This window comes from Amycolatopsis sp. cg5 (assembly GCF_041346955.1).
In the GTDB taxonomy this organism is placed as follows: Bacteria; Actinomycetota; Actinomycetes; order Mycobacteriales; family Pseudonocardiaceae; genus Amycolatopsis.
In genome coordinates this window covers 5,646,535-5,667,425 of sequence record NZ_CP166849.1, presented here as the reverse complement: position 1 = coordinate 5,667,425, position 20,891 = coordinate 5,646,535, and the positions used below count along the sequence as shown (strand labels likewise).

The following is a 20,891-nucleotide window of genomic DNA, read 5'->3' as shown; positions in this document are numbered from 1 at the left end:
TCTCCCCGTCATCATGGCGAAACCTTGATGGATACTCTTTCGAAAGAGCGGAGCATCGTCCGCTGCTACTGGTTTGCCGCGCTGGTACCGGGTGCCACGTGGTGCGTCCAGCGTGGATCGTCGCCCGCGGGTTCGTCCCCGAGAATGGTCACCCGCCTGCCGATGCGGCGTTCTGTGTAGTCGTTGATCGCATAGTGCTGGGTCGCGCGGTTGTCCCATATCGCCACGTCGCCAGGGCGCCAGTGGTATCGGCAGGTGAATTGCGGTTGCTCGGAGAACCCGAACAGGTACTTGAGCAATGCGTCGCTCTCCGCCCGGGACAGCTGAGGGATGTGCGAGGTGAACAGGCGGTTCACATACAGCGAGCGATGCCCGGTCTCCGGATGCGTCCGCACGACCGGGTGTTCGGCCTCAGCGACGAAACCGCCGCGAGGGTGGCTGAACGAATGTATGGCGGTGAGCCCGTCGAGCAGATCACGGAGCGGCGTTGACAGAGACCGGTACACCAGTTGCTGGTTGCTCCACATGGTGTCACCTCCTACGTCCGGGCACGTGACCAGTTGGAGGATGGACGCAAGTGGCGGATTCTTGCTGAACGTCACATCGGTGTGCCACACGTCGGCTTTCACACCTGCTGCGGAGTCGAGCACCGCCAGCTCGCTATGGCGTTCGAATTTCGGCAGAAATGGATGGATTTCCATCTCGCCGAAAAGCCGGCCGACCGCGACGTGGGCCTCGGGTGTCAAGTCGGACTGGCTGGGGAAGAACAGCACCAGGTGCTCGCCGAGCAACGTGCGGATCTGATCGATGTCCTCGACCGTGGCCTCGGCGAGCCGTACGTGGTGGACCTCGGCGCCGAGTGCGCCTGCCAATCGCCGTACCTCGAACCGGGGCATGCTGTCAGATCTCATTGGGCTTCCTCTGCTCGCTAAAGTGTGCTTGGTGGTTTGACTGAGCTGTTCGCCCGCGTGCACCGAGATGTGGAACTAGACCGAACTGGTGCAGCCGGTCGAAGGTGGTCAATGGGCGAGCGCCGATGCCGGACATGTTCGACGTCACGGCGCGCAACAGCTGTGGATTCGCCGACGTGCGGCGGGCCGCCCGACGGCCGAACCAGCGGCCGAGCCACATCGTGCCGGTGGTCATCCGGGTCGCGTTGTGACTCATCCGTCCTATGTGGATCAGCTCGGGTGTCCGCCGTTCGGTGTATCTCAGGAGTGTGTCGTCGACCTCGGTCAACGACAGGTCGCCCGAGCGGGCCAGCTCCGCCGCGAGGTGCACGGCGTCGCCCACTGACGTGCGCATGCCCTGTGCGGCCATCGGGTGCACCGAGTGCGCAGCCTCGCCGACCAGCACGAGCCCTGGCACGGTCAGTCGCGAAGCGATGTGCCGGGACACCGGTAGCACCTGCTTGTGCCTGAGGCTCGCCACCGCGCGGTCGATCAGTTGCCGCAACGCCGGCACTTGGTGTAGTGCCGTGTGGCACCAAGCAGCGAGTGCCGGTTCGTCGAGGCCACGTAGTTCGTCCGGCGCCACCTGAAGATAGAGCCGAATGCGGTCACCGGGGAGTGGGTAGCACAGCCGCATGCCACGATCGGTCACATAGGCGGAGAAGTCGGGCGGCTGCTCTCCCGAAGCGGGCAGCTCGAGGCACAGCAGCCGGTGTGGATAGTCCAGCCTTCGCACCTCGATGGACGCCGCTCGCCGCAAGCGAGATGAGACTCCGTCGGCGGCGACCACGAGCCGCGCATGAATGTCGCTGACTTGGCCGTGCTCCTTCACCCGCACACCGACAACGCGTCCCGTCTCGTCGCGCAGGAGCTCGTCGGCCAGAACGCCGCGACGGAGCTCGACGTTGAAGTCCAGGCAGTCTGTCATTGCTGTCAAGATTGTCGGGTAGTCATGCGCCAGCAGGTCTTGGTCCGGACCTGGCAGTCCCCGATAGTCGAGTGACAACATCGGTTCGGAACACTGGTCTCGGACCACGATGCGATGCAGCCCGAGCGCCCCTAGCTCGAGCAGCCGCTGCTCCACTCCCCACGTCCGCAGTGCTGCCAGCGCCGAGGGCTGGAATACCTCGCCCTTCGCGACTGCCCGCACACTCGGCTGCTTTTCGATGACGAGGACCCGCAGGCCTAGCGCGCTGAGCGCATGTGCGGTGGCCAGCCCACCCACGCCTGCCCCGCACACCACGACGTCCGTACTCATGAGCCCGCCCGCCCTGCCGTGTTGACATAGGCCGCTAGTGCGCGCAGCGCCAATCCGTTGGTCAGCCCGCCATTGGGAAAACGAGCTGCCTCCCGGATGTACTCGCTCACCGCGGCCTCGGGCCACCGCCCGTCAAGCTGCTGTGCGGCGAGCAGGTGGACAACGCCGCGTTCCACGGCTTCAGCTGACCCTCCTGCCGCCTGCAGCGCGCACACGGCCCACGCAGTCTCCTCGACCGTGCCTGGCGTTGTGCCATCGCCCGTGCTCCATGAGCCGTCGTCGAGCTGGGTGGTGATCAGCCACTCGACAGCGCGCCTTGCCACCAGGTGGTTCCGGTGGCCACATCTGGCGAGCGTAGCCAGCACCACTGAGGTACCCGAGGTGGCCGGGCGATACCAGACTGAGTCAAAGGTGCCGTCATGCCGCTGGTTCGCCAACAGCCAGTGCACCGCGTCCCGTATCTCGCGGTCCGAGACCGGCGTACCCGCGTGCAGCAGAGCGTCCACGGCTTGTGCGGTGGTGTGCGGACACGGCCCGCAGTTCGCCACCCTGGTGTTTCGTACGCACAAGCTCCAAGAGCCCCTGCTGTCCTGCTGCGCACGCAACCAGCCGACGGCGTTCGCGAGGTGCTCGCCCGTCCGTCCGCCGGGCAGCCGTGCCAACGCGGCCGTCACCTCGGCTGTCTCGACCGACGCGGGCCAGCCGCGCGGAGATGACCAGCCCCAGAATCCGGCCGCCGTGCCGAACGGCTCGAAAGGCCGGTTCTGCTGGCGGTCCAGGAACATCGCACCCGTCGTGATGAGTCTCGGATCATCGCTGTGCCCCGCGTCGAGCAGACCCGCGACGGCGTACGAAGACCAGGTCAGGTCCAGCGACATCATGTTCCAGGACCCGTCCGGATTCGCTTTGGCGCGCAGCCACTCCACTGTCAGTGCGACCAGATCGGGAGCCGCCCCGGCACGAGCGAGTGCACCGCAGGCGAGTCCAGCTGCCCACGGGTCATCGCTGAATTCGCCGGTCATGCCTTCGTGCTCGTAGATCTGTCGGATCAGCCGGAGCGCTCCGGGGGTGCCCAGTCTGTTCAACAGTTGCCGTATCGGGTTCTGCTTCCTGGTGCGTACTTGCGCCAGAGCGGCCGCCGCGACGAGCGGTGCCCGGAAGTCCAGCAACTGTCGGAACAACCGGGGGAATGCCGCCAGCTCCAGCGGTAGCCTCGGCAGCGCGTCCGGGTCGAGCCAGCCCGCCGTCGCGTAGAATCGGCTGCACACAGCGGCCATCTCCCGGTGCGGCAACGCGTCCAGCCCGCCGAACCGGACCAGCCAAGCCTGGCCTGCTCGCACGGCGTCGGTGGCACGCTCAGGAGCGAGCAGGTGCAGCGTGGCGCAGACGACCGCGGTGGGGCCTGCCTCAGCGGACACGCCTGGCACGGTGCTCCAGCCACCATCTGGCTGTTGCATTTCGCACAGCCATTCCACGCCACCGGCGATCAGGCTGGCCGATCGTACCGGATCAGCCGCGTGAAGCGCGGAGATCGCACCGACGGTGGACAGTACGGATGTCCAGCCTGTGCCGCCGAAGTCGAACACACCGTCGGCCCGTCGCATGGCGAATAAGCCATCTACGCCACGGCGTAGCGCCTCCTCGGCGGAATCGAGAAGTCGCGGACTCGTCTGGGACACTTAGCTTCTTCTTTCTTCCATGACGCTTGACGCGAGTGATGGGAACTCGTGGCGGGCACGCATGACCGCCTGCGTCGGCAGGCTGATCGCGAGTACCACGGCGATGGCGATCAGCGCGGGTATGAGCCCCAACCCGTTCGCGACGACAGCGCCGGCGAGTATCAACCGCTCAGCGACCAGCACCTGATGCGCCCGCAGCGCGTCGAACTGAGAGTGCTTTCCGAGAACGAAAACGAACGCACGGACACCGACTACGGCGGCGAGTAGTAGCAGCAGCCAAAAAGCCGGCAGGTGGCCTGGCGAGGCCCACGCGCCCGCCGCGGCTGCCGTGAGTGCCGCTATGTACAGCAGCACGGCCATCCGCGAAGCCACGCGTATATCGTGACGGACCGGAAACGTCCGGTAACCGCCCGCGCGATCGCCCTCGACATCGCGTAGGGTGCCAACCAAGTTCGACGCCGTGTCGTGTAACAGGAACATCGCTGCGAATGGGAGGATTCGCCATGGCGGTAGTGGCTCCGTTTGCATGACGCCGAACAGCAGCGCAAGTCCTGTCAAGGTGCCACGTACGATGTTGCCTGACAGTCCCCGGCCTTTGAACACGTAGCTGTAGGCGACGATTCCTGCCATCGCGGCGAGTAGCAGCACGACGCTGTGCCAGTTGGTGAGCGCTGCGAAGATAGCGGCGCTCGCCGCGAAGACCGCACCTGTGGTCACGGCTGCACGAGGACTCAGCCTGCCGGACGGGATCGGCCGGTGCGGCTTGCTGATCGCGTCGAGATGGCGGTCGAAATAGTCACCAAGGTAGTGGCCGGACAACCAGCCGAGCGTCGGTATCGCCCAGCTGGTCACGAGCTGGGGTAGCGACGGTGCTCCAGCTACCGATGTCAGGCCTGCGAGGCCGACGAGCCCGGGGTAGCACAGGGTGTACGGGCGCCAGGTTTGCAGATGCGCTATCAGGTGCCGGCGCCACGAAGTCGTCACGATCAGCCTCGCCTGCGAATCGCCGCGTCTGCGAGTGCGGCCAGCTCGGCCGCGGTGTCGGGATCCGGCAAGTCCGCAAGGTACGACTTGGCGACTTGAGTCTCCCGCGCCGCCATCTCCTCGGCCAGCGGCAGTGCGCCACTGTCGTCCAGCAAACCGAGCAGCAGTCCGTGTGCGTCAGACTCGGGTATCTTTCCGCTCAACGCCAACTCGAACTGTGCCCGGCCTGCCTCATCCGCTACGTCGTAGCCCACAAGCACCGGTAGCGTTGGCCTGCGGTTGGCGGCGTCGCTCCTCCCTGGCTTGCCTGTCCTTTCCTCCCCGGAGACGTAAGACAACAGGTCGTCCCACATTTGGAAGGCGATACCGAGATGGTGGCCAAACCGGTTCAGCGCCCGCACCTGCGGTGCCGCCCCACCGCCGAGCAGCGCTCCGATCTCGCAGGATGCCTGGAACAGTGCGCCGGTCTTCTGCTCGACCATCGACCGGTAGCTGGACAGCCCGCAGCGCACGTCACCGCAAAGCTTCGCCTCCAAAGCCTGGCCTCGGCACAGGCCTTCGCCTGTTTCAGCGAGCATCCGCGCGGCCTTGATGACAGAGGCCGCAGGGGCGTGATTCGTTGCGTGCGTGACCAAAATCGAGATTGACCGAAGCATGAGGGCGTCGCCGCTTACGATTGCGCCCGGAACACCGTAGCGAGCTTGCACCGATGGCCTGCCGCGGCGTATTGCGTCGTCGTCGATGACATCGTCGTGAATGAGCGATCCTACGTGCAGGTATTCGACGCTCAGTGCGGCGGCCAGCAGCGGTTCCGGGTTCCCTCCGACTGCTTTCGCGGAGTGCATGAACAGCTGCGGCCGCAGAAGCTTGCCAGGCGGCAGCAGCGCATATCGGGACATTTCATGTATTGGTTCGGCACCGGGCGGCCAGAGGTATTCCAACTCTCGCTGAAGCTTGTCGAGCAAAAAGATCGATATCGTGTCGGGCATGGGAACGGCAGGGGCGTCGCTCATGATTGTGCACCTATCCCGGGGTACTCGGCGGCCGCTGCGACGAAGGCGTCGCATGCGGAGCGGTCACCGATGGTCACTCGCACGCCTTCACCCGGCAGGCCCCAGACGCGTACACCGCGATCGGTGCAGAAGCGAGCGAACGCCTCGGCTTCCTCGCCCAAAGGAAGCCAGAGGAAATTTCCGCCGCTATCCGGCGTAAGCAAGCCGATGTCGCCCAAGACGGAGCGGATACGGTTCCGCTCGGCCACGATGACCGCGCACCGCCGCCGCATTTCATCGGCCGCGTCCAGCGCTGCCAACGCCGCGGCCTGGCCCAGCGCGTTGGCGCGGAAGAAGGGAAGCGTTCGGCTTAGGACTCGGATCAGCGGGGGATGCCCGACGAGGTAGCCGACCCGCGACCCCAGTAGTCCGTATGCTTTTGAGAAGGTCCGCACGACGCAGACGCGATCGTCTTCTTTGTGCAGTTCCAGCCCCTCAGCCAGCTCAACCGGATCAGCGAACTCGTGGTACGCCTCGTCGACCGCCACCGTGACGTGGCTCGGCAGTGCCCGCAACAGCCGATCGAGTTCGTCGTGGCCGAGAACGGTGCCCGTCGGATTGTTGGGATTGCAGATGAGCATGAGTCGCGTTCGGTCTGTGACAGCTGCGGCCATCGCGTCGAGGTCGTGGCGGTGGTCGGAAAGCCTGACTCGCACGGGTGTCGCGCCCACATTCGCGACCATCGCGGGATATGCCTCAAAAGACGGCCACGCGAGAACCACCTCTTCACCGGGCCCGGCCTGCGTCCGGATGAGCTCCTGCAGCAGTGCGGCCGAACCCGCGCCGACAACGACATGCTCGGCTGGGACGTTGATCTCGGCCGCGATCCGAGCCGAGAGACCAGCGGCGAAGATGTCGCCGTGCTTGTGTACTTCGTTGAGCGCCTGTTCTACCGCATCCTTGACGCCGGGAAGCGCAGGAAAGAAAACCTCATTTCGCATCAGTTCGTGCTGGAGCGTCGCATCTTCGCGGACCGCCTTAGGTGTAATTGCCGCAGAATTCTCCACACTCAACATAACCCCGTTGGGTTGAGGGCCGACCGAGCTGATCGCTCCTGGAAATCCGAAGATGCGCCGGATGGCGAAACGCTACCACGGTAGCCAGATCCTGAGAGTTTCTTTTGCACTTAGATGCAAGAATTCTTGAACGAAATACTTTGGCTCTCTCCGCATATGGGTCTTTAGGGTGATAATTGCGTCTGGCAAATCCCGTAATGGTCAAGGTCAACCATCTGCTGGATGGCGCGCGCTATTCGATGGCTACGAGGCACAGTCTGCGGACCGGGTTCGGGCTGCTGACGCGAACTGCGTCCCGTGTATGCCGACGCGATCATGGTGCTCTCGGCGCGCGATACCGCGAGTAGCGCCGAAGCTCGCCGAACATGCCGACCCCGCACCGCTACGGCCGGGTCATCGCGGCGGCCACTGGCCTTGCCGGCCGGTGGCCCCGGGCACTCATGAGCACCTGACTCGGAGTCGCCGCGCACGATCCGAGCCGAAAGTCCAGTGCTCCTCGGTGGTGTTCCAGCTGATGGAACGCCGGCTGTTCGTCTTCCCTGTCGGGCCTTACCTTGTGCGGAGCCCAGGGGGACTTCTTTCTTTGATGTCAAATAGGAGCTATTTCGATGACACAGCGGCAGGATTTCGACGGCCGGGTTGCGCTCGTTCTCGGAGCTTCGGCCGAGCGAGGGACGGGCTGGGCTGTCGCCGAGGCGCTGGCCGCCAACAAAGCACGTGTCGTCGTCGGCGCACGCAGCTTGGAGCCGCTGCAGAAACTTGCCGTCAAGATCGACGGGCACGCGGTTCGATGCGATGTCACCAGCGAGCAGGACATAGAGAACATCGTCGCTGCCACGGTCGAGCGTTATGGTCGCATCGACTTCGCGGTCAATTGCGCCGGGCTGCCTGTCATGGGGCCGATCAGCGAATTGGGATCCGAATCCGTCGAACTGGCACTCCGTGTCAATTACTACGCGAACTTCTACTTCCTGAAGCACGCCGCCGCGGCGATGTCCGATGGTGGTTCGGTGGTCGTCGTCACGTCCGCCGGTTCCACGCATGTCATTCCGCCTCACTTCGCCTACTCGTGCGCCAAGGCGGCGGCGGACTGCCTGGTCCGTTACGGTGCGCTCGAGTACGGTCCCCGCAACATCAAGGTCAACTCGATCGTACCGGGAGCCATTCTGTCCGACATGGCGTGGAGTTACTACAGCAACCCCGCCGTCGCGCAAGTGCACGAGCGTGAGGTCCCGATGCGCCGGTTGGCGATGCCCGCCGACATCGCCGACGCCGTGCTGTGGCTCTGCGGCCCCTCGTTCACGACGGGGCTGAACCTGCAAGTGAACGGGGGTAATCACCTGACCCGGTACCCTCGGCCCGATGAGCTGCCCGCCGACGCGTTCGAAGGAGCCGGCACGGTGCTTTTCGACCGAGGTCAGTGAACGCTCGGCAGTGGGTGGTTTCACTCGGTGGAACTGCGCGTTTTGCCGGGGGTGACCGGGTTCTAGTATCGGATGAGCCCGCAGGTTCGTCATCCACCGGAGCGCAACGTGAACACTTTCACAATGAGGGCCAGCCTGTACAGTGGCCTCGTCTTTCTTTTACTTCTCCTGGTAGGCGTGACGGTTGCGGGCTTCCTTCCGCCTCCGTCGTCGTCGATGAGTGTCGACGAGATCGTGCGGATGTACGTCGACAACTCGCTTCGGATCAAAGTCGGCTTGGTGATCATGCTTTTCGGGGCAGGGTTCACCATCCCGTTTTCCGTCGCGCTCTTTTATCATGTGAAGGAGGCCGAGGGCGGTAAGTATGCGCCCATGGCTTACGTGAACCTGTGCGCGGGTCCGTTCACGGTGCTCGCCGTGGGGGTTCCAGTGTTCGCGATGGCTGCCGCCCTCTACCGGGCCGAGGACGGGAATTCCGCGGCGGTCGTGGCGAGCATGCACGACCTGGCCTGGTTGTGGCTGCTGGGCTTCGTGACGCCAGCGGTCTTCCATGTGGTCGCCATCGCTGTGGCGATTTTCGGTGACCGTCGGAGCGATCCCACTTATCCCAAGTGGGTAGCCTACCTGAACCTCTTCTGCGGGTTGTGCTTCGCAACCGGTATCGCCGACTTCTGCTTTACCGGAGGTCCGTTCGCATACGACGGAATTCTCGCTTTCTGGCTGGCGTTCGGTGCTTTCGGTGTCTGGATCGTGGTGATGGTTCAGCAGGGCATCCGCATCATGAAACGAGATGAACGCGACGTCACGGCAGCTCCACTTCAGCGTACGCCTTACGAGGTACACGCTGAATGACCAGCTTCGCCGCCGCTCGCGAGCAATGCGCGATGACAACAAAAGAGAGGCCCTCGAGTGGCGGAATCCAATCATGGGGCCGCCCAACGATGCAGGTCGCTCAGACGGTCAGTAGCCGTAGCAGCGGACCTGGGTGTTGAGCGGGTTGACACAGACGACCGCGGCCTTGATCCACGAGCCGCCGGGGATCGTGTTTTCGTTTGATCTTGTAGCTGCTCGGGAACATCACCGTGTCGGTGTCGCGGAACTTGGCCGTGGTGCCGGGCTTCACGAGCGTGTCGTCGCGGATCTCGTCGGCAGGCTCGCGGCGACTACGCCGTTGTTCGTCGTCGGGCCGTCCGGGGTCGGCAAGTCCTCGTTGCTCGGGGCGAGGTTGATCCCGCCGGGTGGTTCCCGGCTCGCGGACCTGGCGCTGTGTGATGGTGACGCCCACCGCCCGCCCGTCGCTGGAACCGCTGGACGCGGACACGGTGCTGATCGTCGATCAGTTCGAGGAGCTGAACTTGATCGATCAACCACATCCGGCACGGAAATGGCCGGGAGCACGCCGCCGGTCAGCCGGTGATGTCCCTGCCGAAGATCTGCCTCGCGATGACCCACCTCTGGACTTCGTTGGCGCCTTCGTAGATCTCGCCGATCTTCGAGTCGCGGTAGATCGCTTCGACGGGGCCTGGTGCGTCGTCGGCGCCACGCTGATAGGTGAACCCCATACCTCCGAAGGCCTGCACCGCGCGCGGGCGATGTCGACAGACAGGTGAGTGCCGAATTCCTTGGCCATCGCGGCCTCTGGCTCGGGGAACGCGACGCCGTTGTCCATGCGCAGTGCCGCCTTGGTGTACAGGTCGCGAGCCGCGGTCAGTTCCGTGGCCCGGTCGGCCATGAGGAATTGCCAGTGCTGTTTGCCCGCCAGGGGACCGCCGAAGGCGTGGCGGGCGGCCAAGTGCCTGGCCGTGTGATCGAACGCGGCCTGGGCCATGCCGACACCGGCAGCGGCGATGCCGATCCGCCCGTAGGTGAGGGTCTGCAGCGCGACCTTGAGGCCGCCGTTCTCGACGCCCAGCAGGTGCTCGGTGCCGAGGCTGACGTCATCGAGGATGACGTCAGCGGTGATCTGCCCGCGGTTGCCGAGCTTGCGGTCTGGGGTTCCGATGGTCACGCCAGGCGTCGAGGCCGGAACGATGAAGGTGGACAAACGGGCACCGGTGCGGGCGAGGACGACGATGACGTCGGCGACCGCTGAGTTGGTGATCCAGCGCTTACGGCCGTGGAGGCCGATGGCTCGCTGGTGGCGAAGGCACCCACGAATTCACCGGTGACGAGCGGGCGCAGCCACCGCTGTCGCTGTTCGGATGTGCCCTGGTCGAGGGCGTTGCCGGAGAGGATGCAGTGCACGTCGAAGATCGCGGCGACGTTGTTGGAGTAGTAGGCGAGCTCTTCGACGGCCACAGCGGTGGCGAGGGCGGGATGGGTGTGTCCGGCACCACCGACGTCGTCGGGGAACGGGATGCGGAACAGCCCTTCGGCGCCGAGCGGTCGAATACCGGGCGGGGGAAGCCATCAACCCGTTCGTCGCCGTTGGCGATGCGGGCGGCCTCGGGCGCGACGACGCGGCGCGCGACGTCACGTACCTGCAGCCGGACCTGGTCGATCTCCGGCGGGGAGAGCAGGTCGTGGTAGAGCCGGTCGGCCAGCCTTTCTGGCTCCGTGGCGAGCCGAGCGGGCTGGTTCCGCAGGGCGCTCATCGGACCTCCTGGTCGTGCGCGTGCCGCTCGGCGATGGTCAGGTCACCGGCGGCCCAGTGAGTGGTCGGGACTTCGCGTACGACGACGCGGATGGACCCGGGAGATGCGTCGAGTGCGCGGTGAGCGGCTTCGTGCAGTTCGTGGATCAGGGCGCGGATCGCTTCGGGCGAACGGCCTTGCGCGATGGTGACGTCGATGAAGGGCACAGTCAGCCTCCGGCGATCGTGATCGAACCGAGTGTGGAGAAGTGCGCGGCGACCCGAGCCCCTGTTGTGACGGGGACGGCGTCGGTCATGCCGCCGGTGAGCACGATCCAGCCTGCTTCGATCGCCAGTCCGCGTTCGGTGAGTGAATTGGCCGCCAGGGCGAGCGCCTCGGCGGGGGACCCTGGACCGCGGCGCCGGTCGCGGTGTCGACGATCTGCCCGTCGACCTCCAGCAGCACGGCTTCCAGGGACAGGTCGACCTCGGACGCGGGGAGCCCGACCGGGCCGGTGACGAATCGGCCGGACGAGCCGTTGTCCGCGACGACGTCGGGGAGGGTGAACTTGAAGTCGGCGTAGCGGCTGTCGATGATCTCGATCCCGCCGTACACGAGGTCGACGGCGGCGAGCGCGGTCGCCGCCGTCACACCGGGGCCCGCCAGCCGTCGGCCCATGGCGAACACGATTTCGGGCTCGTCGCGGGGGTGGATCAGCTCCTGCCTCGGCAGCGGGTCGCCCGCGGGCAGCACCATCGCATCGGTCAGCCAGGCCAGCGAGGGCGAGTCGATGCCCATCCGCAGCTGCTTGGCCCGCGAGGTGAGGCCGAGCTTGATCCCGACCAGGGTCTCGCCCTGGCTGCGGCGCCGCTGCAGAGCCGCGTCCTGCACCGCGTAGGCGATGGGCAGGTCCAGCTGCGGCCAGTGCTCGGTGATCGGGCCGCGGGCGGTGGCGCTGCGCTCGGCGCCGAGGAGGACGTCGGCCGCGCCGCCGACGTCGCCGGCCGTGACTTCGGTGGTGGTCATGCTGCCTCCTGCTCGGACAGGGTCGCGGTCACGCTGCCGATGCCCGCGATCGTGGTCACGACGGTGTCGCCTGGGGCCATCGGGACCGCCCGGGTCATGGAGCCGGGCAGCACGACGTGTCCGGGTTCGACGGCGACGCCCAGCGGGCCGACGGTGTTGGCCAGCCGGACCAGCGCGTTCAGCGGGGACCCGAGGACGGCTCCGCCGGCACCGGTGGCCACCACCTGGCCGTTGGTGTAGAGCACGCACCAGGCCAGCCGAAGGTCCACATCGGACAGCCGGGCCGGGCCCTCAACGTCGCCGTGCTGCGTGATTTCGCGGCACGGACACCGACGTCGAACCGGCACGCGGCGATCACCTTGCGCTTCCGCGGATCAGTGGCGGAGGTCGTCGGCGACGGTAGCGTCCGCGGCGTCGTCCTGGAAGAGAACGACCTCGTGACGGACACGGAAGGCCGCGTCTTCGCCCGGGCCAACGGCCGACGCGAGGAGATTCGCGCGGAACTCGTCGTCCGCGCGGTCGGCTACCGGGGCACCGCCTGCCCGGGTGTGCCCTATGACGAACAGCGTGGCGTCATTCCGAACGACAACGGCAGGATCCACGGTGTCGAACGACAGTACCTCGCCTGATGGGTCAAACGCGGCCCGTCCGGCACCAACAAGAAATGCGCCGCCGAGACGGTCAAGGCAATCCTTTCCGACCTCGCCGACGTGACGTTGCCGGACCGCCCCTCCGACCATGGAAGCCAGCTGGCTTCGATTCCCATGAACGTGCAGCCGACGGATCGAACGGGAGAGCCAAGCCCTGGCGCAGGCCGACGAGAGTTGACATCGACGAGGTCGTCGACGTCCGTACAGCGATGGATAGCATGCTTCAGCGCATGCGGCTGGGAGGCGGACGGGATTTCATGACAGGTTCGACAGTGGGGGCAGAGGAGCACGAGAGCCCGAGGCGCTTGTGGATGAAGGTCACCGATCCTGACACCGTCATCCCCAATCCGCCGCCGGGGACAGATGCCAGAGTTCTGATGCCTGATAACCCGCGGTTCACCGTGTTGCGGGACAAGTTCGCCGCGAATGGTATCGACGTTCGCCAAATACGCCACCTCATCGAAGACGAGGTCATCACCGAGCGCGACGGTACGGTGAGCGCATCGGTGCGGGAATGTCATCTGGGCAGGCCGGCACAGAAGGAGCTGACGTTGGCGTCCGGCGAAGCGGCTCAGGACGCGTTCCGTGTGCTCTGGGAGACCGCCGAGCCGATCGGCGACGACTCCGGTGGCGCGGTGGAGGACCTCGTACCGGATCGCTGGCGGCGTTATCTGCCCTACGCCGCCTTCAACCCCGCCCAGGCGGCGGCGGTACCTTACATCCTGGATACCGTCGATCACTTGGTCGTGGTCGCTCCGACCGGTGCTGGCAAGACAGTGATCGGTATGGTGGCCGCGCTGCGGACGGTCCTGCAGGAGGGGCGCAAAGCTGCCTGGCTCGTGCCCCAGCGCTCGCTGACAGACGAGCTGGACGCCGAACTCGACCATTGGCGTCGCGAAGGACTGCGCGTCGAGCGATTGTCCGGCGAATACAGCGTCGACATTCAGCGCGTCCGTGACGCCGACATCTGGGTGGCCACGACCGAGAAGTTCGAAGCGATATGCCGGGCGGCGTCGTTGCGCGAGGCACTCGGCGAGGTCGGTTGCCTGATTGTCGATGAGATCCATCTGCTCGGTGATGCTGAGCGTGGCCCTGTGCTGGAAGCGTTGCTGGCAAGGATGCGTGGCGCCGAGGCCCGCATGCGCATCGTTGGGCTGTCCGCGACGGTCTCGAACGCCGATGAGATCGCGACCTGGCTCGACGCCCGTTTGGTCCGGGTCGCCTGGCGGCCGACCAGACTGACCTGGCAACTTCCAGCCGTCGCCGCCCATCGTGACTGGAGCCTGGTCGAGACGTCCCGCATCCGCTTGGCGAGCGCGATCACCGCGATGGTCAGTGCGGAGGAAGGAAGCGTGGTGGTCTTCTGCGGTAGCAAACGTGGCGTCCGCCGCACGGCTCTGGTCATCGCCGGCTCGCGAGGCGCCGACATCACCGGCGTCCGGCCGGAGGATCACGACCGGTTACGGCAGGTGTGCGACTCGGTCGGGGTGGGCCTGCACTACAAGGGGTGGGAGCACAAGCGTGCCGCTGAAAACGACTTCCGCGCGCGGAAACTGGATGTGCTGGTCGCGACGACAACGGTCGCGGCAGGTGTCAACTTGCCGGCTCGTGCGGTGGTGATCCAGGACACCGAAGTGGGGATGAACCCGATCGACGTGGCGACCGTCCAGCAGATGTTCGGGCGAGCCGGCCGGCTCGGAGCCGGCGAGCGTGAAGGCTGGGCCTTCATGATCGTCACCGAGGCGGAGCGTGCGGACTGGCAGGCCAGGCTTGTCGCCGGGCACGCGGTTCGCTCGCAGATCCAGTCGTTTCTGCCCGACCATATTCTCGCGGAGGCGGTGCAGTATCGGGTCCGGTCGTTGCGTGACGCCGAACAGTGGTGGATTGGCTCGCTCGCGTACCATCAGGGGAACCGAAGTCTCGGATCGTTGCGTGCCGCGGTCGATTTCCTTGTCAAAAGCGACTACCTCACCTGTGTCGAGAAGCCCGACGGTGATCTGCGGTTCGCCCCCACCGAACTGGGTAAGTTGACCGCGCGGCTGATGGTGCCTACCAAGATCGCCCACGACCTGCGGATCGCGTTAGCCGAAAGCGCGTTGCCCGATGGCGCGGACGAGGCTGAGCGCACGATCATCGAAGTGGTGTCCACGCTGGTTCCCAAGTTGGTGAAGGCAGCGATCAGCGAGGAACTCAAGCCCACGGTCAGCGCCCTCTTGCGGCCAGAGGACGAAGGAGAGTACAACCCCGGCGATCTGGCGAAGGTGGCACTCCTTCTCGTGGCCGGTAGCCCCGAGGCGTTTCACCGCGGTGCTCGCACGGTCGGGGCCATCCCGTATCCGGTGCTCCATCAGGTACTCGAGGAAGCCCCGCGGTATCTCCACTGGATCGGCTCGCAAGGCTTGCTCGGCACGATCCATCCTTGGAGTGCGATCGTCGCTGCTGATCTCAGCAGACGCGTCAAATGGAGACGTTGTCAGCCTCGCCGTGGCGCGGGCAGGTTGCTGTGGATGTGTGAGCAGATGGCGACCAGCGTGTATGCCGAGGAAAGGGTTCCCGAGCTGTGGAAAGCAGCTACAGCGAAAGGTATTGCGACTCCCGACTGGACTGCTACCCGGCGCCCGAGGTATTGCCTGCTCGATGATGACGCGTATCAGACCCTGCTCGGCGAGCGCGCGACGAGTGCGACCATTGACCTACATGCCAACCGCACCAACGCCTCCGCGCCCGACGGGAGTGTGCTCGCCACCTGGACGGGTCGAGGCTGTCGGTATGCCGTTGCGTCGCAGGGACGTGCCTCCATCGCGGACGAGGAAGGCGATGGGCTTCAGCGACTTGGGGCGATCTTCACTCGACGTGGTGACTACCGCGCTACAGGATGGCTCAGTGTGTATTCGGGTTAGGAATTCCGCTACCGCAGGCCGTTATTTCGGACGGGCAGGAAACGCTTGGCAAGCGACCTGTTTGGTGAGATCAGCCGACTCGTGATCGATTAAGTAGACGACGGCTGGGCTCAGCAGCTCAGCGTGGATGACGACGCTGTCCATCAGTGCCGGGAGGATGTAGCCGTCCCCACGTTCCACCCCGGCTGTCATCGCTGCGTAGAACTCGTCCATCGGACTTTCTCGGCGTAGTCACGCTGTCGTCCCGAGAACGAGACCGCCCGTTAAGGCATGGCCCCTGGCTGAGCAGCGGGACGGTCCCGGCAGTTCGTTTTGAGCGAGGGCGTGAGCGTGAACGTACAACCCGGGGCGTCATATCGGGCAGAGTGCTTTGCGTGACGTGATTCCGGCAGCAACCTCTTGATAGCCTGTCACGCCAGCCGCATCGGCAGCCCAGGAGGGAGCCATGCGCAAGTGGTCTTGCCTCTGAGTCTCGCTGATCGGAGTTTCGCCGTTGGCCGGCCCGGAGCCGACTTCTGCTATCGGTGATCGAATCTCACCTCGGCGAAGATAGCACCGGATGTGGACAAAAGTTTGCGATGAAAGGGAGACGCATGCGAGCGGAGTCCGGCAATGCGGCGGGAGTGGGCAGGCGGGAGGATCTCGCGCGGGTCGATGCGGCGATGGCACAGGCCTGGCAGGACGAGAAGCTGACAAGCGCCGCACCCGAGGCCGTGGAACGCCTGGCGGAACTGTTGTCGCACAACGATCCGCTGGTCGTGGCGAGCGTGCTCGTCGCGCTCGGTGTGCTGCACGAGTCCAGGGCGGATGACCCCAGGGTGACGGCGGAAACCAGAGCGGCAGTTGAGTCTAATGTGGACACGGTGCTTGGTTTGGCCGTGGTGCCGAGTGAAAGCCGCGCGCTCCGTCTCTCGTTTGTGTACCACCTCGCGCACTTCCCCGGCAGGCGGACTGAGATCGATAAACTGGGGCTCGGTGTACCTCGCGACGATCGCGCCCGGCTGAAACGGTGCCTCACCCCGCCGACTGAAGGGGAGGCGGAGCGGTACGAGATCGGCCGTGCCTGGCCCACTCCGGCGATCTGGCAGTTGACCGAGGCTGAACGCGAGCTGGACAGGGCGTGGCAGTCCACTCTCGACCTGTGTGAGGTGGATGTGCTGGACATCGCTGAGCTGGAGACCACCGCTGTGCTCGCTTTCTTAGGTGCGCAAGCCGAGTTCGCGATCTGGGAGGCCTCCGTTGTCCGCTGATCTGCTCGTTCGCCATGTCGACCGGATGACCTGCCGGAGCTGCCGCGCGGGTCTCGTCGCGTCGACCTCCGGCGCCGAGTGTCAGGCCTGCGCGCAGACCTATCCGGACCTGGGCGGCTTTCTCGACCTCACCCTCGATCTCGCGATGCCCGCGAAGATCGGCCTCGGCACGCTGTTGTCCCAGGCCCCGCTACAGGTCGCTCGTTACGAGGATCTGACCAGGGCCGCGTATCTCCAGGTCGCCGCTGTGAACTGGGGTGAGCAGTGCACGCAGGAGATGGAGAAGCAGTACCTGCGGGAGCACGCCGGCGCCGACGCGGGTCCGGCGGTGGACATCGCGTGCGGCCCTGGCCGGTGGACGCGGGTACTGGTCGAGAAGTTCGGTGCAGATCAGGTGATCGGGCTCGACCTCAGCGTCACCATGCTGCGCGCGATCCACGAGGCACTGCCGGGAATCTCACTCGTCCGGGCCGATGCCATGGATCTTCCGTTCGCCGACAGCTCGCTCGGCGGCGTCAACTGCTCCGCCGCGCTGCAGATCATGCCGGACGCCGCAAGGGTGATCAGTGAGTTCGGCCGAGTGCTCGGGCCTGGTGGCACGTTCACGCTCGCCAGCCTCACCGAGGCTCCGCGCCCGTTGCAACGATATTTCCAGCGCCGGCAGGAAGTGGCGTTCGGCGCCAGGTCGTTCCGGCTCGACGATGTGCTGGAGTGGACGCGAGCGAGCGGCATGGAGGTGCTCGACGTCACCACGCCCGCCTCGTTTCTCCTGCTCACCGCGAGGAAGCTGTGACCGGCGCACGGGAAGTCGCCCCGCGCACGACTCTCTCCTCGGACGAGAACGCGGGCCGAACCGGCTGGTGAGCCGTTTTGCGCGCCGCTGCGCGAAGATCAAAGCATGTGGACGGTTTATCGGAACCTTTCAAGGCATCCCCAGGACACGCCCTAGGTTGGCCACTCTACTCCGCGACGGGAATGGGTCCCCTTGTCAAGCGGAAACGTATCTAGGGCGTGGTTCGAACCCGGCCGATCGATAGCACGCGTCGATGAGCTGCATGGTCGCGACGGCGTCGTCGGGGTCGATCGGCAAGGGCTTGTCCTCGCGCAGCCGGGCGATGAACGCCTCGAGCATGTAGAAGTACGTCGGCCGGGTGCCCAGTCGCTCGACCCGGCTGCCCGCGGCGGTGGTCACGAAGATCCGGTCGTCTCGCTGTGGCAGCACGAAGTTGGCAGCCGTGGCCTCACCACGGCTGCCGATGATCCGCAATGACATCACTCGCTGCTCGCCCGCCATGTTGCAGCGAGCCGACCCGGCCGCACCGTTGGGGAACGCCAGGTCGGCGTCGATCCACTCGTCCACACCGGGCTTGCCCTGGCGCTCCTCGCCGCGTGCCGCTACGAGTTGCGGTTCGCCGCCGCCCCAGCGTGCCAGCATCCGATGCGCGTGCAGCAGGTAACAACCCAGGTCCATCAACGCGCCGCCGGCCAGCGGCAGTGACCAGCGGTGGTCGTCCTCTTTGGGCGCCGGGATCACCATCGTCGCTTCGACCCGTCGCAGCTCACCGAGCTCACCCGAGTCGAGCAGGTCGTGCAGTCGCCGGGTCACCGGATGAAACAGGTAATGGAACCCCTCGAGCACGACCACGTCCGCCTTGACCGCGGCGTCGCGAACCTCGGCCGCCTCCTCGGCGTTGCTCGCGAACGGCTTCTCGGTCAGCACGTGTTTTCCGGCCTCGATCGCCGCCAGATTCCAGGACGCGTGGAGGCCGTTCGCCAGCGGGTTGTAGATCGCCTCGACCTCCGGGTCGGCGAGCACTTCGGCGTACGAGCCGAGTACGCGCTCCACACCGTGTTTCCCGGCGAAGGCCTCGGCGCGGTCGCGGTCACGGGCGGCGACGGCCACCAACCGGGAGCCGGTCTCCTGCGCGGCCAGGACTATCGCACGCTCGGAAATCCGGGCCGCGCCCAGTACTCCGATACGAAGTGGTTCGGTCATCAGGCACGATTCCCATGGTCGAGGTGGACGAAAGTACTGCCGGTGCCGCGACGGAGCGCAGCTTCGCCGATCCAGGCTCGAGCGCTAGACCGCCGCATTGGTCATGAACTCGTTCAAGCGTACCGTGCCGGCGAGAATGACGGATATGCATCGATCGATGTCCCTGGCCAACGCGTATCGATAAGGGGAATCCGCGAGGTAGTGCACTGATTCCACGAACTGCACACGCAGGTCGAGGCCCGGCTCGCTCTGCCTGATCGGCTCGATCCACGACGAACCGGAAATGAGGGCGGAAACCCAAGAGCTGTTGGGATTCTCCTGTGTGTCCGGTGACTCGGCTGGTACCTTCGTGAACGAGTGGAACCCGCTCGAGTCCGCCAGAAAGCCTGTCGTGCCACACACCAGGTGGGCGTATCCCATCACCGAGAACGAGAACTTGCCGAGATCGTAGGCCGGATCCCAATTCGCCAGAGTACCTCTGGGATCGACAAGTTTCGCGCGGTTCACGCTACTGGATGAGATCATGTTCAGTACGGTCATGTCGCCATGTGCGCACGGACCGAACAGCCTCGGTCGAAGCAGGTCCAAGGTTCGCTGATCGGCCTCGATCAGTTCGAGTAAAAGAAATGGGTTACGGTACGGCTTGTCGTCGATGACGATAGCCCCTCCGGAGTCGAACAGCGAGCCGGCGGCTCGCGCTGAGGGCCTTTCATCCTGGCGCAGGAAGTGCACCGCTGCTTTGAGGCGTGAGCGTGCCCTCTCGAGGTAGGCTCCGTGCAGGAAGGATTCGGAGAGGTTCTTACCGAACAGCTCCGGTTCTCGGAGGTAGCTGGCCAAGAACGCTTCGCGGATCAGTGTTTCGAGTTGGACCGAGTCGACCGGTTGACCAAGCGCCAGGCGGTGCCCCAAAGAACTGCCATCTCCGAAGTACTCCAGTGTCAAGCTGGGCTTCGTCTCATTGGCGTCGTACCCCAGCATCGCGGGGTAGGACTTCGCCAGCTGGTGCCATCGTGGCTGTGCCAGCTGCTGGTAGAACTTGATCTCCGCCAGCAGTTTCGCTCGGCCGCCGCCTTCGAATCCTTCTCCTGAAACCGTCTTGGTGATAGTGCCGGCGTTGTCATCACGCGCGACCTGCGCGATCGAACCGCCTCGGCCCGCGGTCTGCGAGCTTTCGGACACGGAATCGTCGGATGGTCGGTACAGCCATCGCCAGGACGCGCAGGTCGCGATGATCTGACGAGCCGTGTGTGCTACCTGCGGGCGCATCTCGACGACTGTTTCAGCGAGTGCCTCTTCGCGAACCGTGTAGTCGTCCCATTCCGCTGATGTGTACCAGTCGTCAGCGCGGTCGCTGTCGTTGGCTGGCTCGCCTTTCTTAGCCGCGTAGGCGACACCGCCGTAGCACGTGGGGAGAGCCACGGCCACCAGCCGGCTGAGGATCTCGAGTGGCATGGTAGAGCCGGATGATCGATATGCCGAGGGGAGCGATCCCACGCTTTCGAAGTTCGTCAGCAGCTTCAGCAGATCCATCGCGAGATCATCGGTGTAAAGCAGTTCCAGCTCGCTGTCGGTGGCATGCAGCGGAATTCCCTGGAGCCGGTGGCGGATGATGTCGGCGAGTCTGCCGAAGTGTCTGCAGTGCGGACCGAATGGCTCGGGCACCCGCCACTCGCAGAACGGTTCAGCTGAGTCGGCTTCCGGGTCAAGGCCCGGTGACGGATAGCTGGCCGACCTGCATTCCGGTGCCGGATGGTTCTGATCGCGCACTGCCACCACCGACACCTGTCCTGACCGGGCGGCAGCGTCGATCAGCGCGCTCAGGCCGCGGTTCGGCGCACTGTCGCCGCCGGGCTTCGGACCTGAGGGCCGGGGTCCATTCGGCAGCGTTCGGAAATCCACGACGACCGTTGCTTCTCGCAGTAGCGATTCAGTCTGTTCGTCGGTGAGCGTGATCGACTCTTCGTGAGGGCTGGTCTCGTGCTGCTGCACTTTCCGCAGTGTGTCGCCGCATTCCTCCAGGACGACGAGATCCCAGCTTGTATTCGCCTGCGCGATGTTCCGCAAGCCCCGCGCGATACGGTTCTCAAAATCGACGATCAATGCTCGCATCGCTATCAAATCCTAACGTTGAGA

The 20,891-nt window shown here is 65.3% G+C and carries 18 protein-coding genes and 3 pseudogenes; 7 read left to right on the top strand and 14 right to left on the bottom strand.

Annotated features, from left to right (window positions below):
• Positions 1-65: 65 nt before the first annotated feature.
• From AB5J62_RS25065 to AB5J62_RS25040, 6 genes are read right to left on the bottom strand one after another with little or no spacing between them, the layout of a single operon-like run.
• Positions 66-911: a TauD/TfdA dioxygenase family protein gene (locus AB5J62_RS25065; protein WP_370942382.1), complete on the bottom strand. Its 846-nt coding sequence runs from the start codon at positions 909-911 to the stop codon at positions 66-68.
• The gene (locus tag AB5J62_RS25060) at positions 901-2,208 is read right to left on the bottom strand and encodes an FAD-dependent oxidoreductase (RefSeq protein WP_370942381.1); all 1,308 of its coding nucleotides are present in this window, start codon (positions 2,206-2,208) and stop codon (positions 901-903) included. Before AB5J62_RS25060 ends, AB5J62_RS25065 begins: the two co-directional genes overlap by 11 nt.
• The gene (locus tag AB5J62_RS25055) at positions 2,205-3,887 is read right to left on the bottom strand and encodes a prenyltransferase/squalene oxidase repeat-containing protein (RefSeq protein ID WP_370942380.1); all 1,683 of its coding nucleotides are present in this window, start codon (positions 3,885-3,887) and stop codon (positions 2,205-2,207) included. Before AB5J62_RS25055 ends, AB5J62_RS25060 begins: the two co-directional genes overlap by 4 nt.
• Entirely contained in the window at positions 3,888-4,871 is a 984-nt protein-coding gene (locus AB5J62_RS25050) for a UbiA family prenyltransferase (protein WP_370942379.1), read from the bottom strand.
• 2 nt (positions 4,872-4,873) lie between these two features.
• Positions 4,874-5,884, bottom strand: coding sequence for a polyprenyl synthetase family protein (locus tag AB5J62_RS25045; RefSeq protein WP_370942378.1), 1,011 nt, complete (start codon positions 5,882-5,884; stop codon positions 4,874-4,876).
• Positions 5,881-6,930: an aminotransferase class I/II-fold pyridoxal phosphate-dependent enzyme gene (locus AB5J62_RS25040; RefSeq protein WP_370942377.1), complete on the bottom strand. Its 1,050-nt coding sequence runs from the start codon at positions 6,928-6,930 to the stop codon at positions 5,881-5,883. Before AB5J62_RS25040 ends, AB5J62_RS25045 begins: the two co-directional genes overlap by 4 nt.
• Before the next feature lie 617 nt (positions 6,931-7,547).
• Here AB5J62_RS25040 and AB5J62_RS25035 point away from each other — a divergent pair.
• From AB5J62_RS25035 to AB5J62_RS25025, 3 genes are all read left to right on the top strand, one after another.
• Positions 7,548-8,363, top strand: a complete 816-nt coding sequence (locus AB5J62_RS25035) for an SDR family oxidoreductase (protein WP_370942376.1) — start codon at positions 7,548-7,550, stop codon at positions 8,361-8,363.
• 123 nt (positions 8,364-8,486) lie between these two features.
• A complete protein-coding gene (locus AB5J62_RS25030) occupies positions 8,487-9,215 on the top strand; it encodes a hypothetical protein (protein WP_370942375.1) in 729 nt (242 codons plus the stop codon).
• A 133-nt stretch (positions 9,216-9,348) separates the two neighbouring features.
• On the top strand, positions 9,349-9,780 hold the full coding sequence (locus tag AB5J62_RS25025; RefSeq protein WP_370942374.1) for a hypothetical protein: 432 nt from the start codon (positions 9,349-9,351) through the stop codon (positions 9,778-9,780).
• Here the strand turns inward: AB5J62_RS25025 and AB5J62_RS25020 are convergent.
• From AB5J62_RS25020 to AB5J62_RS25000, 5 genes and pseudogenes are all read right to left on the bottom strand, one after another.
• Positions 9,770-10,437: pseudogene (locus AB5J62_RS25020) on the bottom strand (acyl-CoA dehydrogenase family protein). The gene AB5J62_RS25025 and the pseudogene AB5J62_RS25020 overlap by 11 nt on opposite strands.
• Positions 10,368-10,721, bottom strand: coding sequence for an acyl-CoA dehydrogenase family protein (locus AB5J62_RS25015; RefSeq protein ID WP_370950325.1), 354 nt, complete (start codon positions 10,719-10,721; stop codon positions 10,368-10,370). The pseudogene AB5J62_RS25020 and the gene AB5J62_RS25015 overlap by 70 nt, the downstream one beginning before the upstream one ends.
• Before the next feature lie 232 nt (positions 10,722-10,953).
• A complete protein-coding gene (locus tag AB5J62_RS25010) occupies positions 10,954-11,163 on the bottom strand; it encodes a 4-oxalocrotonate tautomerase family protein (protein ID WP_370942373.1) in 210 nt (69 codons plus the stop codon).
• Positions 11,164-11,165: 2 nt separating this feature from the next.
• Positions 11,166-11,962 (bottom strand): annotated as a pseudogene (locus AB5J62_RS25005) (2-keto-4-pentenoate hydratase).
• Positions 11,959-12,249 (bottom strand): annotated as a pseudogene (locus tag AB5J62_RS25000) (fumarylacetoacetate hydrolase family protein); the annotation flags it as partial. The pseudogenes AB5J62_RS25005 and AB5J62_RS25000, both read right to left, overlap by 4 nt.
• Before the next feature lie 90 nt (positions 12,250-12,339).
• On the opposite strand from AB5J62_RS25000, the gene AB5J62_RS24995 reads away from it, so the two are divergent.
• Entirely contained in the window at positions 12,340-12,591 is a 252-nt protein-coding gene (locus tag AB5J62_RS24995) for a hypothetical protein (RefSeq protein ID WP_370942372.1), read from the top strand.
• 332 nt (positions 12,592-12,923) lie between these two features.
• Positions 12,924-15,512 (top strand): DEAD/DEAH box helicase, encoded by a 2,589-nt coding sequence (locus AB5J62_RS24990; protein ID WP_370942371.1) that lies wholly within the window; start codon positions 12,924-12,926, stop codon positions 15,510-15,512.
• Positions 15,513-15,533: 21 nt separating this feature from the next.
• Here the strand turns inward: AB5J62_RS24990 and AB5J62_RS24985 are convergent, their stop codons facing one another.
• Positions 15,534-15,725, bottom strand: a complete 192-nt coding sequence (locus AB5J62_RS24985) for a hypothetical protein (protein WP_370942370.1) — start codon at positions 15,723-15,725, stop codon at positions 15,534-15,536.
• 380 nt (positions 15,726-16,105) lie between these two features.
• Between AB5J62_RS24985 and AB5J62_RS24980 the strand changes: the two genes are divergently transcribed.
• Positions 16,106-16,762 carry a hypothetical protein gene (locus AB5J62_RS24980; RefSeq protein WP_370942369.1) on the top strand — a complete coding sequence of 219 codons (657 nt, stop codon included), beginning with the start codon at positions 16,106-16,108 and terminating at the stop codon, positions 16,760-16,762.
• Positions 16,752-17,555, top strand: coding sequence for a class I SAM-dependent methyltransferase (locus AB5J62_RS24975; protein WP_370942368.1), 804 nt, complete (start codon positions 16,752-16,754; stop codon positions 17,553-17,555). The genes AB5J62_RS24980 and AB5J62_RS24975 overlap by 11 nt, the downstream gene beginning before the upstream one ends.
• 195 nt (positions 17,556-17,750) lie before the next feature.
• Here AB5J62_RS24975 and AB5J62_RS24970 read toward each other — a convergent pair whose 3' ends face one another.
• Positions 17,751-18,758 (bottom strand): Gfo/Idh/MocA family protein, encoded by a 1,008-nt coding sequence (locus AB5J62_RS24970; protein ID WP_370942367.1) that lies wholly within the window; start codon positions 18,756-18,758, stop codon positions 17,751-17,753.
• A gap of 84 nt (positions 18,759-18,842) precedes the next feature.
• On the bottom strand, positions 18,843-20,867 hold the full coding sequence (locus tag AB5J62_RS24965) for a hypothetical protein (protein WP_370942366.1): 2,025 nt from the start codon (positions 20,865-20,867) through the stop codon (positions 18,843-18,845).
• Between the last annotated feature and the right edge of the window lie 24 nt (positions 20,868-20,891).